The organism is Streptococcus infantis (genome assembly GCF_047460405.1).
GTDB lineage: Bacteria > Bacillota > Bacilli > Lactobacillales > Streptococcaceae > Streptococcus > Streptococcus infantis_Q.
This window is the reverse complement of record NZ_JASHGH010000010.1, coordinates 68,585-83,591: the sequence shown is the minus strand read 5'-3', so window position 1 is coordinate 83,591 and position 15,007 is coordinate 68,585. Positions and strand designations below refer to the sequence as shown.

The 15,007-nt window shown below is 40.2% G+C and carries 11 protein-coding genes and 3 pseudogenes; 7 read left to right on the top strand and 7 right to left on the bottom strand.

All coding sequences use genetic code 11. The features are described from left to right. Window positions 1–2,051, top strand: a 2,051-nt coding sequence (locus tag QM928_RS05955; protein ID WP_414321992.1) for a mucin-binding protein, incomplete at its 5' end; no start/stop codon positions are given. A gap of 397 nt (window positions 2,052–2,448) precedes the next feature. Continuing rightward, complete coding sequence (gene tig / locus QM928_RS05950) at window positions 2,449–3,732, top strand: trigger factor (RefSeq protein ID WP_153225633.1); 1,284 nt, start codon at window positions 2,449–2,451, stop codon at window positions 3,730–3,732. A gap of 45 nt (window positions 3,733–3,777) precedes the next feature. On the opposite strand, the gene QM928_RS05945 is transcribed toward tig, so the two are convergent. The 3 genes from QM928_RS05945 to rnhC all read right to left on the bottom strand — a co-directional run bounded on the left by QM928_RS05945 (window position 3,778) and on the right by rnhC (window position 7,741). Further along, window positions 3,778–6,144, bottom strand: a complete 2,367-nt coding sequence (locus QM928_RS05945) for an ATP-dependent RecD-like DNA helicase (protein ID WP_414294752.1) — start codon at window positions 6,142–6,144, stop codon at window positions 3,778–3,780. 100 nt (window positions 6,145–6,244) lie between these two features. Beyond that, entirely contained in the window at window positions 6,245–6,856 is a 612-nt protein-coding gene (gene lepB / locus QM928_RS05940) for a signal peptidase I (protein WP_414285314.1), read from the bottom strand. Window positions 6,857–6,859: 3 nt separating this feature from the next. Beyond that, window positions 6,860–7,741: a ribonuclease HIII gene (gene rnhC / locus QM928_RS05935; protein WP_414294751.1), complete on the bottom strand. Its 882-nt coding sequence runs from the start codon at window positions 7,739–7,741 to the stop codon at window positions 6,860–6,862. A gap of 86 nt (window positions 7,742–7,827) precedes the next feature. Here rnhC and zapA point away from each other — a divergent pair, with 86 nt between their 5' ends. The 3 genes from zapA to QM928_RS05920 all read left to right on the top strand — a co-directional run bounded on the left by zapA (window position 7,828) and on the right by QM928_RS05920 (window position 11,128). Continuing rightward, entirely contained in the window at window positions 7,828–8,130 is a 303-nt protein-coding gene (gene zapA / locus QM928_RS05930; RefSeq protein WP_414294750.1) for a cell division protein ZapA, read from the top strand. After that, complete coding sequence (locus tag QM928_RS05925) at window positions 8,127–8,675, top strand: CvpA family protein (protein ID WP_414294749.1); 549 nt, start codon at window positions 8,127–8,129, stop codon at window positions 8,673–8,675. Before zapA ends, QM928_RS05925 begins: the two co-directional genes overlap by 4 nt. A 116-nt stretch (window positions 8,676–8,791) precedes the next feature. Then, window positions 8,792–11,128 (top strand): endonuclease MutS2, encoded by a 2,337-nt coding sequence (locus QM928_RS05920; protein WP_281335065.1) that lies wholly within the window; start codon window positions 8,792–8,794, stop codon window positions 11,126–11,128. Window positions 11,129–11,157: 29 nt separating this feature from the next. On the opposite strand, the pseudogene QM928_RS05915 reads toward QM928_RS05920, so the two are convergent. Both QM928_RS05915 and QM928_RS05910 read right to left on the bottom strand, forming a co-directional pair. Beyond that, a pseudogene (locus QM928_RS05915) lies at window positions 11,158–11,406 on the bottom strand (transposase); the annotation flags it as partial. Between the two features lie 111 nt (window positions 11,407–11,517). After that, window positions 11,518–11,618, bottom strand: a pseudogene (locus QM928_RS05910) (IS630 family transposase); the annotation flags it as partial. Window positions 11,619–11,986: 368 nt separating this feature from the next. Between QM928_RS05910 and QM928_RS05905 the strand changes: the two are divergent. Both QM928_RS05905 and QM928_RS05900 read left to right on the top strand, forming a co-directional pair. After that, window positions 11,987–12,083 (top strand): annotated as a pseudogene (locus tag QM928_RS05905) (cell wall anchor protein); the annotation flags it as partial. A gap of 183 nt (window positions 12,084–12,266) precedes the next feature. Then, on the top strand, window positions 12,267–12,572 hold the full coding sequence (locus QM928_RS05900; RefSeq protein ID WP_371608352.1) for a hypothetical protein: 306 nt from the start codon (window positions 12,267–12,269) through the stop codon (window positions 12,570–12,572). Window positions 12,573–12,617: 45 nt separating this feature from the next. Here the strand turns inward: QM928_RS05900 and QM928_RS05895 are convergent, their stop codons facing one another. Together QM928_RS05895 and QM928_RS05890 are read right to left on the bottom strand one after the other, a co-directional pair. Continuing rightward, window positions 12,618–14,456 (bottom strand): N-acetylmuramoyl-L-alanine amidase, encoded by a 1,839-nt coding sequence (locus QM928_RS05895; protein ID WP_414294748.1) that lies wholly within the window; start codon window positions 14,454–14,456, stop codon window positions 12,618–12,620. Window positions 14,457–14,566: 110 nt separating this feature from the next. Further along, window positions 14,567–14,920 carry a DUF3397 domain-containing protein gene (locus tag QM928_RS05890; protein WP_414276147.1) on the bottom strand — a complete coding sequence of 118 codons (354 nt, stop codon included), beginning with the start codon at window positions 14,918–14,920 and terminating at the stop codon, window positions 14,567–14,569. Between the last annotated feature and the right edge of the window lie 87 nt (window positions 14,921–15,007).

The window sequence follows — 15,007 nt, the reverse complement described above, 5'->3', positions numbered from 1 at the left end:
CAGATACAGTAACCTACAAACCACTTGGAAACTTGGTTCCAAAACCAGGAACACCAGATGATCCAAACTTCCCATCAACACCAAAAGTGAAGTATCCAAATGATCCAACAGATCCAGGTAAACCAGGTAAACCAGTTGTTCCAGACGTACCAGGCTACAAACCATACTTGCCAGATCCAAAAGATCCAAGCAAACCAGGTAAACCAGTCGAACCAGGAAAACCAATCACTCCTGAAAACCCAGGTGACGACACACCAATTATCTACGTACCAATCGTAAATGATGTGAAGAAACCAACTAAACAAACAGTTAAGTTTGAAGGAGCAGGCGATAAGACTCCAGGAGACAATGTCCAAGATGACTTTACATTTACTGGTAAAGAAAACAAAGCTTCTGGAACTACAACATGGACTGAGAAGAGCCATACTTATGGTAAGGTATCTGTACCAGTAATTCCAGGTTACTACGCTGATAAGACAGAAGCAGGTGGTAAGACAGTTACTCCAGAAAATCCTGAAGCAACAGATACAGTAACCTACAAACCACTTGGAAACTTGGTTCCAAAACCAGAGAAACCAAACGATCCAAACTTCCCATCAACACCAAAAGTGAAGTATCCAAATGATCCAAACGATCCAGGTAAACCAGGTAAGCCAGTGGTTCCAGACGTACCAGGCTACAAACCATACTTGCCAGATCCAAAAGATCCAAGCAAACCAGGTCAACCAGTAGAACCAGGTAAGGAGCTACCAAACCTTCCAACAAACCCAGGTGACGACACCCCAATCATCTACGTTCCAATCGTAAATGATGTGACTAAACCAACTAAACAAACAGTTAAGTTTGAAGGAGCAGGCGATAAGACTCCAGGAGACAATGTCCAAGATGACTTTACATTTACTGGTAAAGAAAACAAAGCTTCTGGAACTACAACATGGACTGAGAAGAGCCATACTTACGGTAAGGTATCTGTACCAGTAATTCCAGGTTACTACGCTGATAAGACAGAAGCCGGTGGTAAGACAGTTACTCCAGAAAATCCTGAAGCAACAGATACAGTTACTTACAAACCGCTTGGCAGTTTGGTTCCGAAATCTGATGATCCGAAATTCCCATCAACACCAGATGTGAAATATCCAAATGATCCAACAGATCCAGGTAAACCAGGTAAACCAGTCGTTCCAGACGTACCAGGCTACAAACCATACTTGCCAGATCCAAAAGATCCAAGCAAACCAGGTCAACCAGTAGAACCAGGTAAGGAGCTTCCAAACCTTCCAACAAACCCAGGTGACGACACCCCAATCATCTACGTACCAATCGTAAATGATGTGAAGAAACCAACTAAACAAACAGTTAAGTTTGAAGGAGCAGGCGATAAGACTCCAGCCGACAAGGTCCAAGACGACTTCACATTCACTGGTAAAGAAAACAAAGCTGATGGAAGTACAACATGGACTGAGAAGAGCCATACTTATGGTAAGGTATCTGTTCCAGTAATTCCAGGTTACTACGCTGATAAGACAGAAGCTGGTGGTAAGACAGTTACTCCAGAAAATCCTGAAGTAGTAGAGATTGTTACCTATAAACCACTTGGAAGCTTGGTTCCAAAATCTGATGATCCAAACTTCCCATCAACACCAGATGTGAAATATCCAAATGATCCAACAGATCCAACAAAACCAGGAAAACCAGTTGTTCCAGACGTACCAGGCTACAAACCATACTTGCCAGATCCAAAAGATCCAAGCAAACCAGGTAAACCAGTAGAACCAGGTAAGGAACTTCCAAATCTTCCAACAAATCCAGGTGAAGACACCCCAATCATCTACGTTCCAATCGTACCAAAAACTCCTAATGTCCCAACTCCAGAGCCAAGACCAGAGACACCTGGCACTCCAAATCCAGAACCAAAACCTTTGAATCCTGAAAAAGTAGTTCGCGAATTGCCAAATACTGGTACAGATTCAAATACGGTTATGACTGGACTTGGAATCATTGGAATGGCAACAACGCTATTAGGTTTAGCCCAAAAGAAAAAAGAAGATTAGAATAAATATTTAATCTTATTGAAATTACTTTGGACTAGATGATAGAGTCTATAGCATTAAGAGGGCAAACATTTTAAGAATGTTTGTCTTCTTTTTATATAATGGATTGAACCTAGAATAGTACGATACAGATTCTAAAACATTTCTAGAAATTACTTTGACTTTCCTAATCTCTTTGTTCATACCTTATTTCAATCTACTATATATAGTAGGTGTAATACTTAAAATGAATCAAACTTAAATTTTTATGTCTAAATTTGCAAACTAACTTCTAGAGAAATTAGCCAAATTACCCAAAATGTGTTTTAGCCAGATTTATCTGCATTAGTCTAGCTTTTATCAATGGAAAATGTTATAATAGACTGTATTTAAAAAAATTTTAAGGAGAAATGACAGAATGTCTGTATCATTTGAAAACAAAGAAACAAACCGTGGTGTCTTGACTTTCACTATCTCTCAAGACCAAATCAAACCAGAATTGGATCGTGTATTTAACTCAGTAAAGAAATCTCTTAACGTTCCTGGTTTCCGTAAAGGTCATCTTCCACGTCCTATCTTCGACAAAAAATTTGGTGAAGAGTCACTTTACCAAGACGTTATGAACGCTCTTTTGCCAAACGCTTATGAAGCAGCTGTAAAAGAAGCTGGTCTTGAAGTCGTTGCACAACCAAAAATTGACGTAACTTCAATGGAAAAAGGTCAAGATTGGGTTATCACTGCTGAAGTTGTTACAAAACCTGAAGTTAAATTGGGTGACTACAAAAACCTTGAAGTATCAGTTGATGTAGAAAAAGAAGTAACTGATGCTGATGTTGAAGAACGTATCGAACGTGAACGCAACAACTTGGCTGAATTGGTGATCAAAGAAGCTGCTGCTGAAAACGGCGACACTGTTGTTATCGACTTTGTTGGTTCTATTGACGGTGTTGAATTTGACGGTGGAAAAGGTGAAAACTTCTCACTTGGACTTGGTTCAGGTCAATTCATCCCTGGTTTCGAAGACCAATTGGTTGGACACTCAGCTGGTGAAACTGTTGATGTTATCGTAACATTCCCAGAAGACTACCAAGCAGAAGACCTTGCTGGTAAAGAAGCTAAATTCGTGACAACTATCCACGAAGTAAAAGCTAAAGAAGTTCCAGCTCTTGACGATGAACTTGCAAAAGATATCGACGAAGAAGTTGAAACACTTGCTGAATTGAAAGAAAAATACCGCAACGAATTGGCTGCTGCTAAAGAAGAAGCATACAAGGATGCAGTTGAAGGTGCAGCAATCGATAAAGCAGTTGAAAATGCTGAAATCGTAGAACTTCCAGAAGAAATGATCCACGAAGAAGTTCACCGTTCAGTAAATGAATTCCTTGGAAACTTGCAACGTCAAGGTATTAACCCTGACATGTACTTCCAAATCACTGGAACTACTCAAGAAGACCTTCACAAACAATACGAAGCAGAAGCTGAGTCACGTACGAAGACTAACCTTGTTATCGAAGCAGTTGCGAAAGCTGAAGGATTTGACGCTACTGACGAAGAAATCCAAAAAGAAATCGAGCAATTGGCTGCAGATTACAACATGGAAGTTGCTCAAGTACAAAACTTGCTTTCAGCTGATATGTTGAAACACGATATCACAATCAAAAAAGCTGTTGAATTGATCACAAGCACTGCAACAGTAAAATAATCTGAAAAGATAAAAGCCCACCGATTCGGTGGGTTTTCTTATACTTTATTTTCCGAAAAATTCTTGTAGGTCTTCTTGGCTAATCCCAATCATAGCTGGGATACTAGTCCAGTTTTCTTCGGTTAGAATATAGGATTGTTCAGTGTATGTTGAGATGGCAGTATCGGTTGCAAGTTGGTTTGTTTCCTCTGCATTCTCCATTAGGTCAGCGAAACGTTCAATTAGATAGGTCTTGCGTGCTGTCCCGATGTGCTTGGTTGCATAGTCAAAGGCCTGTATTTCGCCTAGTAAAATCAGTTTACTTTTGGCCCGAGTGATAGCAGTGTAGATGAGATTGCGCTCCAGCATGCGTTTGCTAGCACTAGTAATCGGAAGAATCACAACAGGAAACTCGCTACCCTGAGACTTATGGATACTCATGGCATAGGCTAAGCGAATCTTGTACCATTCATTTCGAGGATAGGAAACCTCGTTCCCATCAAAATCAATCATCATTTCATCTTGTTTAGATTCAGTGTATTTTCCAGGAATGAGGTCCGTGATGTAGCCTAAGTCTCCATTAAAAACATTGACCTCTGCATCGTTAACTAGGTGGATGACCTTATCTCCTGTTCGATAGTGACACTGAGGAGCTTCAAAGCTAAGCTGGTCTTTTTGTGGAGGATTGAGTAGGTCTTGCATGAGCTGGTTGATGGCATCAATACCAGCAGTTCCACGGTACATAGGGGCAAGAACCTGAATATCACGAGCAGGGATGCCACTTCTGATAGCAGCACCTAGGATTTTTTCAATGCTAGCAGGGATATGGTTACTAGCGATTTCAAAGTAGGAGCGATCTGCTTTTTTCTGGGTAAAATCTGCAGGCAATATTCCCTGACGAATCTGACTTGCAAGAGTGACGATGGTCGATTCTTCGCTCTGACGGTAGATTCTTTCCAAACGTGTTTGAGGGATGGTTGGTATCTGGAGTAAATCTGCTAGGACTTGACCAGGACTGACAGAAGGCAGCTGGTCACTATCACCAACGATGAGGATTTTACTGGTAGAGGAGATATTGGAGAAGAGCTGGTTAGCTAGCCAAGTATCTACCATGGAAAACTCGTCAACAATGATAAAGTTAGCATCCAGATAATCTTCCAGATGGCTGGTATCGTCGTCTCCAGTCATGCCCAGGTGGCGGTGAATAGTTGCACTAGGCAAGCCTGTCAACTCATTCATGCGACGAGCCGCGCGACCAGTGGGAGCGGCTAGGAGAATGGGCAGATTGCTCTTTTTCTTGATATCCAGTCCTTCTAAGAGAGCATAGACAGCGATAATGCCGTTGATAACAGTAGTCTTACCTGTACCAGGTCCACCTGTAAGGATAAAGACTTTGTTTTGGATTGCATCGCAGATGGCCTGTTTTTGAATGCTATCATACTCAATCCCCAGTTCTTCCTCAACAGCTGTGATATGATCTTGGATGGTTTCTAGATCCTGTTTTTTACTCTGACCTTTTTCGAGGATTCTGATGAGATGACTACGAATCCCTTCTTCTGCAAAAAAGAGGCTATTATCAAAGATTTTGGTGTCAATCTGCTGAACCTTATCTTCTTCAATCAGATAAGCAAGTTCTTGGGCAACTTGACTCGGCTCTAGTTCGACTGGACGGGAGGATTCTAGAAGATTAAGGGTTTGCTCCAACAAGTCTCTAGCTTCCATATAGGTATCTCCTGTTTCCATGCAACCTTGAAAGAGGCTATGGACGAGACCAGCACGGAAGCGCTCGGGAGCCTGGCTCTCAATCCCCAATTCTTGGGCCAGTTGATCAGCGATGGTAAATCCCAAGCCCTTGATATCCTCGACCAGTTGATAGGGATAGTTCTCGACAATATCTAGCGTTTCTTCCTTGTAAAAGTCTTGAATCTGGAAGGCTAGTTTATTTGGGATGCCGTAATTAGCCAGTTTGGCTAAGACCATCTCTGTTCCGTAATTAAGACGAAGGGTTGAGACAAAGGCTTCACGATTTTTAGCAGAGAGGCCAGCGATAGACCGGAGTTTGTCTGGATTTTCTAAGATTTTGTCAATAGTGTTTTCACCGTAAATATCCACAATTTTCTGGGCTGTTTTGAGTCCAATTCCCTTGAAATGACTGCTGGAGAAATACTTGACCAAGCCCTTACTAGTCGGCTTGGCTCTCTCATAGCGAGTCATTTGTAGCTGTTCACCATATTTGGAGTGTTGGACGATTTGTCCCCAAAAGGTGTATTCCTCTCCTTCAATGATATCAGCCATGGTACCTGTGACGATGATTTCATAATCATCAAAGTCTTCAGCATTGGTATCATCAATATCTAGGAGCAAAATACGGAAAAAATTGCTGACATTTTCAAAGATAATGCGCTCAATGGTGCCTGAAAAATAAACTTCCATAAAATTCCTTACAATAGTGTCTGAGAAAATTTATCCCAGATTTAGTCAAAATAGAATGAGAAGAGGCTGAGATGGAAAATTCTCGGCCTCTTCCTAGTTTTTAAAATGTTCCGATACGCTTGAGTGGCCAGAAGCGGAATTTGGCTTCACCGGTGATATCTTTTGCCTTAAAGGTACCAACATGTCGACTGTCGCTAGATACCAGACGGTCATCACCCAGTAGGAGGTATTCACCCTCTGGTACAGTGAAGGTAAAGCTAGTGTTGTAATTAACATCTAGGGTAAAGGCCTGAGCCTTTTGAGCTAAAGTTCTAAAGTATTCTCCCTTTTTACCATCCCAACCAGTTCCAGTATAAGTGCTTTGGAGTTTATCTTCCTTGAAACGCTTGAGGTATTCTGCTAAATAGGGTTCATCAGTTTCTTGACCGTTAATATAGAGTTTATCGTTGTCATAACGAATGGTATCTCCTGGCATACCAATGACCCGTTTAACGATATCCTTGTTCCCATCGTCTTCATGAGCAACCACAATATCAAAACGATTGATTGGGAGATGTTTAACCACAAAGAGGACTTCTCCATCTGCTAAGGTAGGATCCATTGAATGTCCTTCTACACTGACATTCCTCCAGAGAAAGAGACGACTAAGGGCGATAAGAGTGATAATGAGGATAAAACTCCACTCTTTTAAAAACGATTTAAAATATTTCATAATTTACCTTTCTAGCAGTTTTTTTGCTTTTTCAGTATTTTTAAAATGAAGTTTGGCGCAGAAGTTAAGTCCCTGCATACCATAAGCTTGAAGGATTTGGCTAGCTACCTTATCAGAAGCTGTCCCAGCCCCGCTTGGAAGTTGGTAGCCAAGTTCTCTACCCAGATTTTCTAAATTTTCCAGAAATAGATCACGCGCAATGATAGAACTTACTGCGACAGCCAAGTACTTACCTTCGGCTTTTTCCTCCAGACTGACTGGATTAGAAAAATGATTGGCTTCCTTTTTTAAGTACTTCTCATAGTTTTGAGCACTCGTAAAAGCATCGATCACAATCTTTTCTGGCTGGACTCCCTTTTGGAGGAGGAGAAAAATTGCTTGATTGTGCAGGGCTACCTTTACGGAAACGGCATTGTAGCGCTCCCCAATGACTTCATTATACTTACTGGGAGAAAGAAGTAGCGCTTGGTGCTGGATTCTCTCCTTAAGCAGGGGGGCAAGCTGACGAATCTTTTGGTCTGTCAGAGTCTTAGAATCCCCTACACCTAGTTTTCGTAGGAAGTCATGCTGGTCAGGAGTCACAAAGGATGCTACTACAGCTAGACCACCGAAGTAGGAACCATTTCCCACCTCATCTGTTCCAATCAAGGGGAAATTTTGTCCGCTAGTTCCTTGACTGACTTGATAACCAAAAAAACTGGCATAGTTTTCAGCCATTTCTCCCTGAAGCAAGACTTTTCCAGAAGTGTAGATGGAAACACTTGCCTGCGGAAGCTTCAAAAAGTAGCGAATATAAGGATTTTTACTAGGAGTCAGTGCCTGTTCATATTGCTGAACAAAGACTTGGATTTCCTTTTCACTCGGGGTTAATGTAATACTTGCCATAGTTCTTATTGTACCATAAAAGCCGCAGAATTGGTAAAAACTGACAAACTTAGTGAAATTTGGTATAATATCGTGAGGTGAATTTTATGGCAAATTTAAATCGATATAAGTTTACATTCGGAAAAAAAACATTGACCCTAACAACTGAGCATGACAACCTCTTTATGGAGGAAATTGCCAAGGTTGCAACTGAAAAATATGAAGCAATTAAAAAGCAAATGCCTGGAGCGGATGATGAGACAATCGCTATTTTATTAGCAGTCAATAGCTTGTCAACCCAACTCAGCCGTGAGATTGAATTTGATGATAAGGAGCAAGAATTAGAAGCTCTCCGTCATCAGGTTGTAGCAGCAAAACAAGAACAGAGCAAGACTGAGGATTCCCTATGATTTCTGTTCTTCTCTTATTGGTTCTTGCATGGAGCTTTTATATCGGTTATCGTAGAGGATTAGTTCTACAGATTTATTATTTTGTAGCAACTGTGATTTCAGCTCTTCTTGCAGGAAATTTTTATCAATCTTTAGGGAAACAATTTGATTTGTTGATCCCATATGCAAGTCCACAGGAAGGACAGGGAACCTTCTTTTTCCCATCAAATCAACTTTTCCAGCTGGACAAAGTCTTTTATGCAGGTATTGGATATCTATTAGCATTTGCCGTATTTTACTGCATCGGTCGTTTGATTGGACTCTTTTTTAACCTAGTACCAACCAAAAAGTTAGGTGGCAAATATTTTCGCATCGGTGCAGGTGTTTTATCTCTGGCTGTGACCTTATTTGTCCTCCAGATGATACTGACCATTCTTGCGACTGTTCCTTTACAAATTGTTCAAAATTCACTTGAAAACAGCTTTGTAGCTAAACATATTATCCAGAGTGTTCCCATCACTACTCATATGATTAAACAACTCTGGGTAACCAAAATAATCGGATAAAAAGGGCGGGAACTATTCCTAGCCTTTTGTTTACAATTCCAAAAGTTAAGGAGACTTTTAAGAAAGCTTTAGAACTTGAATACAGGGTTCCTAGGCTTATAACTAAGGAAAAGAAAATGAATAAAAAAATACTAGAAACATTAGAATTTAATAAGGTCAAGGCTTTATTTGAGCCCCATCTTTTGACGGAACAAGGATTAGAGCAGTTGAAAGAACTTGCTCCGACTGATAAAGGAGACAAGATTAGACAAGCTTTTGTAGAGATGAAGGAAATGCAAGAACTCTTTGTCGAGCATCCTCATTTCAGCATTTCTGCAACAAAAGATATTGCAGCGACCTCCAAACGTTTGGAAATGGGTGCTGATCTCAACATCGAGGAATTTCTCCTTCTCAAACGTGTCATCTTTGCCAGTCGTGAATTGCAGAATTTTTATGACAATCTTGAAAATGTACGTTTAGACCACCTGGCAAGTTGGTTTGAGAAACTTCATGATTTTCCACATTTACAGGGAAATCTACAAGCAATCAACGAAGCTGGATTTATTGAGAACTTTGCTAGTGAGGATTTGGCACGAATCCGTCGAAAAATCCATGATAGTGAAAGTCAAGTCCGTGATGTCCTGCAAGATCTTCTCAAACAAAAAGCTCAGATGCTGACAGAAGGTATCATCGCAAGTAGAAATGGTCGCCAAGTTCTTCCAGTTAAGAATACCTATCGTAACAAGATTGCTGGTGTAGTACATGATATTTCTGCCAGTGGGAACACTGTTTATATCGAACCACGTGAAGTGGTCAAGCTAAGTGAGGAAATCGCAAGTCTTCGTGCAGACGAACGCTATGAGATGATGCGTATCCTCCAAGAACTCTCTGAAAGAGTAAGACCTCATGCAGCTGAAATCGCCAATGATGCATGGATTATTGGACATTTGGACCTGATTCGTGCTAAGGTTCGCTTTATTCAAGAGACGGAGGCAGTAGTACCTCAAGTGTCTGAGGGACAGGAGATTCAACTGCTTCACGTTCGTCATCCTCTTGTAAAAAATGCAGTCGCAAATGATGTGCACTTTGGGAAAGATTTAACAGCTATCGTCATCACTGGTCCTAATACGGGTGGTAAGACCATTATGCTCAAGACCTTAGGTTTGACCCAGTTGATGGCCCAGTCTGGTCTGCCAATTTTAGCTGATAAGGGTAGTCGTGTAGGGATTTTCGAGGAGATATTCGCAGATATCGGAGATGAACAATCCATCGAGCAAAGTCTCTCAACCTTCTCTAGTCACATGACCAACATCGTTGATATTCTGGGTAAGGTCAACCAAAACTCGCTCTTGCTATTAGATGAGCTTGGTGCTGGTACAGATCCCCAAGAAGGTGCAGCCCTTGCCATGTCTATCTTAGAAGACTTGCGTTTGCGTCAGGTCAAGACTATGGCAACCACTCACTATCCTGAACTTAAAGCCTATGGTATTGAAACTGCCTATGTTCAAAATGCAAGCATGGAGTTTGATACAGCTAGCTTGCGCCCAACTTATCGTTTCATGCAGGGAGTTCCTGGTCGAAGTAATGCCTTTGAGATTGCTAAACGTCTAGGCTTGTCAGATGTCATCGTAGGTGACGCTAGTAAGCAAATTGACCAAGACAACGATGTTAATCGTATCATTGAGCAATTGGAAGAGCAGACACTTGAAAGTCGAAAACGTCTTGAAAATATTCGCCAAGTCGAGCAAGAAAACCTCAAGATGAACCGTGCCCTTAAAAAACTTTATAACGAGCTCAACCGTGAAAAGGAAACTGAACTCAATAAGGCGCGAGAACAAGCTGCTGAGATTGTTGACTTAGCACTATCTGAGAGTGATGATATACTTAAAAATCTTCACAGTAAATCCCAACTGAAGCCACATGAAATTATCGAAGCCAAAGCTAAGCTCAAAAAATTAGCCCCTGAAAAAGTTGACCTTTCTAAAAACAAGGTTCTTCAGAAGGCCAAGAAAAAACGAGCTCCAAAAGTTGGAGATGATATTATCGTTTTAAGCTATGGTCAACGTGGTACCTTGACCAATCAACTCAAGGATGGACGTTGGGAAGCACAGGTTGGCTTGATTAAGATGACGCTTGAAGAAAAAGAGTTTGACTTGGTTCAAGCCCAGAAAGAAGCGCCAGTCAAGAAGAAACAAGTTAACGTCGTTAAACGTGCAGCAGGAAAAGGTCCACAAGCTCGACTAGACCTTCGTGGCAAACGCTACGAGGAGGCTATGGAAGCCTTGGATGCCTTTATCGACCAAGCCCTGCTCAACAATATGGCCCAAGTTGACATCATCCATGGTATCGGTACAGGAGTCATCCGTGAAGGGGTGACTAAGTACCTACAAAGAAATAAACAGGTCAAGAGCTTTGGCTATGCACCACAAAATGCAGGCGGATCTGGAGCAACCATCGTAACCTTTAAGGGATAAAGCAAAATGAATGAAAATTTGATTCAAGATAAACCACCTCTACCTGCAAGATAATCTGTTACAGTCTTTTCTTTTAACTCTGAACTATATTTCTTCCAGCTATGACGCTCCTTGAGCCCTTCGACACCTTCTGTTTGATACTTACGAATCCAATTTCTGATTGTGTCACCATTTACTCCAAATGCTTTGGTCAAAATAGATATTGACTTCCCTTGTTCAAGGTAAAGATGAACAACTTCTAACTTCTCCTCCACTGATTTCGGACCTCTTTTTGACATACGAAAACTCCCCCTGTAGTTTCTAGTGAAATTTTGTTTTTTTCACTGTCCACTATAAGGGGAGTATATCAAACTTTAGTAGTAAGCAAAAGGGGGGCAAAAATATTATAGTCAATTGAAATAAGAACAAGACAAGAGAGCCTCAAAAAAGTATTGCAAGTTGGTAATACCTTTTTGAGGTGCTTTTTGATATGAGCCCATGTTTTCTCAATTGACTATAGAAGCAGATTCTAATTTTGAAGTCGAGTATGAAGGTAATTTAGAAGTTTATTTTTATAAAAAAGGTGGTGGAGTGTTTAGTGATAATTCTGAAAATGAATTAGATATTTATTGCAATAATGAACTCTTTGTGACTGTAATTTTAGAATAATAAAGTGAGTATAGCAAGCTATTATTAGTAGACTGTATAAATTTATGAGTAATAGGAAGTTGTGCAAGAACGTTGTTTTATTAGAAAATAAAGTAAATCTTTTTAGTAGAGGATAAGAAACTTCCAGATGGAGATGCAGAGCAAGTCTACAAAAAGATTTCAACACCGGTAACTCCAGAGAAAGCAAACTATGCTAAAGAAAATACTCCTCAGTTGCCAAATACTGCTACTGAAGATAGCAGCACTTGGACTTCTTGGAGTAATGTATGGATTTGGTCTTGTAGCTCATAAGAAAAAAGAAGGCTAATATTCTGATTAAAAAAGATTAGCTATTTGTCAACTATAGTGGGTGAAGAAAAATTCTGACCACATAGTCTATCATGTCTGCCACATAGACAAAAGCTATTGTTGACCATTTTTATTTCTGTTATAGTTGTAATTGTTAAAGGGAGATAAAACTTCTTAACAAAATAGAAAATGAGGTCGTATCATGAAAAAAGTATTAGGTATTGGATTTTTAGTTGTTGCAGTAGTAGTCTTGTATTTTGGCTTTGTTGGATGGCCGAGTTTGGATGTTAACATCTGGGCACTATTTCCAGTAGGTTTATTTCTGTTTTTTACTCTTGAGAATTTGGTGAAAAAAGATTATAAGGCCAGTATTATGTGCTTGATTATTGCTTTTATCATCGCCAATGCCACTCTTGATCTCTTGCCACTTTCAAGCGGTTTGGTTATCGGTGCTGGAGTTCTGGCCTGTGTGGGGATTGGTTTTCTCTTTCCTGAAGCCAACAAGTAAGAAGAATAATACAAAAAATCTCGAGATTTTCTCGAGACTTTTTCTTTATTGACCTGCGTAATATTTTTGAATTCCCTTAACGATACCTGCAACCAATCTGTTTTGGTAGGCGTCACTGCGGACTTGTTGATTCTCATTGAAATTATCAATATAGCCCAATTCCAATAGAACAGCTGGTTTATCAGTTTCTCGAAGGACAGCAAAACTACTTTGTAGGAGTCCTGCATCCTTAGCACCAGTTTCAGCTAGTAGTGAAGAGTGGATATCTGCAGCAAGGCGATTGCTTTCACTGATACGGTCAGGGTGGTTATGCCAGTATGGATTGATCTTAGCACGATAGCCACTGTCTTCTTCGTAAGAGTAAGTTTGAATACCAGATCTCCCTGAAGCAGGATTCCCGCTTGCATTGAAGTGAATACTGATGAACATGTCTGAGTCCGTTTTGTTAACCATTTTTGAACGTTCAGTGACAAAGTCGACATAGACATCACTATCTCTCGAAGAAAGAACGGTATAACCAAGACCCTGGAGTTCCTTACGTAGTTTTTGATAAATTTGCATGGTTAGGTCTTTTTCCTGAGTGTTATAATAAACAGCACCAGGATCTTTTCCACCATGTCCTGGATCTAAGAAAACAGTTTTCGTGTATTTCCCTTTTTCAAATCCACGACTTATAGGTACTTCACCAATCCATTTTCCATTACTTTGGAACTGATGTGCTGTTCCATCGATTTTTCGAGTTCCCGTGACATAGACACCATTTTCATCCACATAGTAACGGGCATTGTAGTAGCTGTCGTCAATCCATTCGCTCTTAGCCATGTAACCACCTGACTTGAGGTAGTAAGAGCCGATCCATTCACGCGCTGCATATGCACCACCAGATTTTAAGTAGAACCAGCTATTATAGTTTTTATCGAAAATCCATTCTTTTTCGGCCATAGCTCCGCTAGCTTTTAGATAGTAGCTACCTATCCATTGGTTATTGGCCATAATACCTTCTTTGTTAAAATAGTACCACGAGCTACCGACTTTTTCCCATTTCTCTTGAGTTGGACGACCAGATGTTTGGGCGAAGTACCATTTTCCTTCTAAATAAACCCAGGACCTTTCAGCCATAGCTCCACTATTGGAGAGAAGGTATCCGTTAAAAATTGTCTTACTTAGCATGATACCATCTTTGTCAAAGTAGTACCAAGAACCACCAATTTTTTCCCACTTGTTTTTGATGACTTTACCAGAAGCAAGTGCATAGTACCATTGTCCATCTTGTTTTACCCAAGCACTCTCAGCCATGGCGCCGCTATTCGTTAATAGATAGCCGTCAAAAATTGTGTTGCTGAGCATGATACCGTCTTGGTCAAAATAGTACCAGACACCACCAATCTTTTCCCATTTCTGTTGAGAAATTTTTCCATAAGTGTTAGCGTAATACCATTTATCTTGGAGTTTACTCCAGCCAGAATCGACCATAGCCCCGCTACTAGTCAGGATATATCCATCAAAAATAGTATCGTTCAACATGATTCCATCTTTGTTGAAGTAGTACCATTTCCCGTGGATTTTTTTCCAGTTTAGAACAGGGGCATTATTTTCATAGAAGCGCCAGATATTTTCCTCGAATACCCAACCATCTTTTTGGACTTCAGGAGCCTTGTCTTCTTCTTTCTTAGCTGGATTTGTTGTTTGATTGGCATTTGCCTCAGTTGAAGGTTCAGTTTCCTTGGCTGGGAGACTGTTTTTCTCCACTTTGTCAGTAGAGGTTTCACTGTGTGTTGTTTCTACTGGGGTAGACTGTGCTTGGTTTTCCTCAGCATAGCTAAGGTTGCTTGTTAGACCAAAAACTGAAAGCGTAATGGCACTTGCCAAGAGCGTTTTTTTCACTTGATTTATCTCCTATTTTAACTTTTTTATAATTTTATCAGAAAAGTGCCTCAGATGGAACATTTAGTGGCCAAGATCGAGGTGCTGGTGGGCTATATTATAATAGTTGACTATTTCATCACGAAAATTTGAACAATCATGATGATATAGATGAGCAGTGTTAGTAAAAATCCAGCTCGCCAAAAGAATTTAATAAATTTGGGATAATAAAAGCTACGTCTTTTGTTTAAGAAGAAAAAGACCAACACAATTGCTAGTATTGATAAGGCCGTTCCCAATACTGGAAGTTGATTGTGTGTAAACATCTTAGCCGTAATCAAATAATATTCAAAAATTAGAAAAGGAAAAGCTAAATCAGCAGCATTGATGCCCTTTTTCTTTAACTTAAAGAGTCTGCTTAAAATAATCGCCAGAGCTAAGGTTAGTACCAAAAGCAAGATGGAAGCAAGTTTCATTAAAATCATACCATTATTGTATCATAAAATTTTGAGAATAGAAAAGTAAATTCCGTGATTTATCACTGTTTTAGCAAAAAATCATTGGTAAGAAAC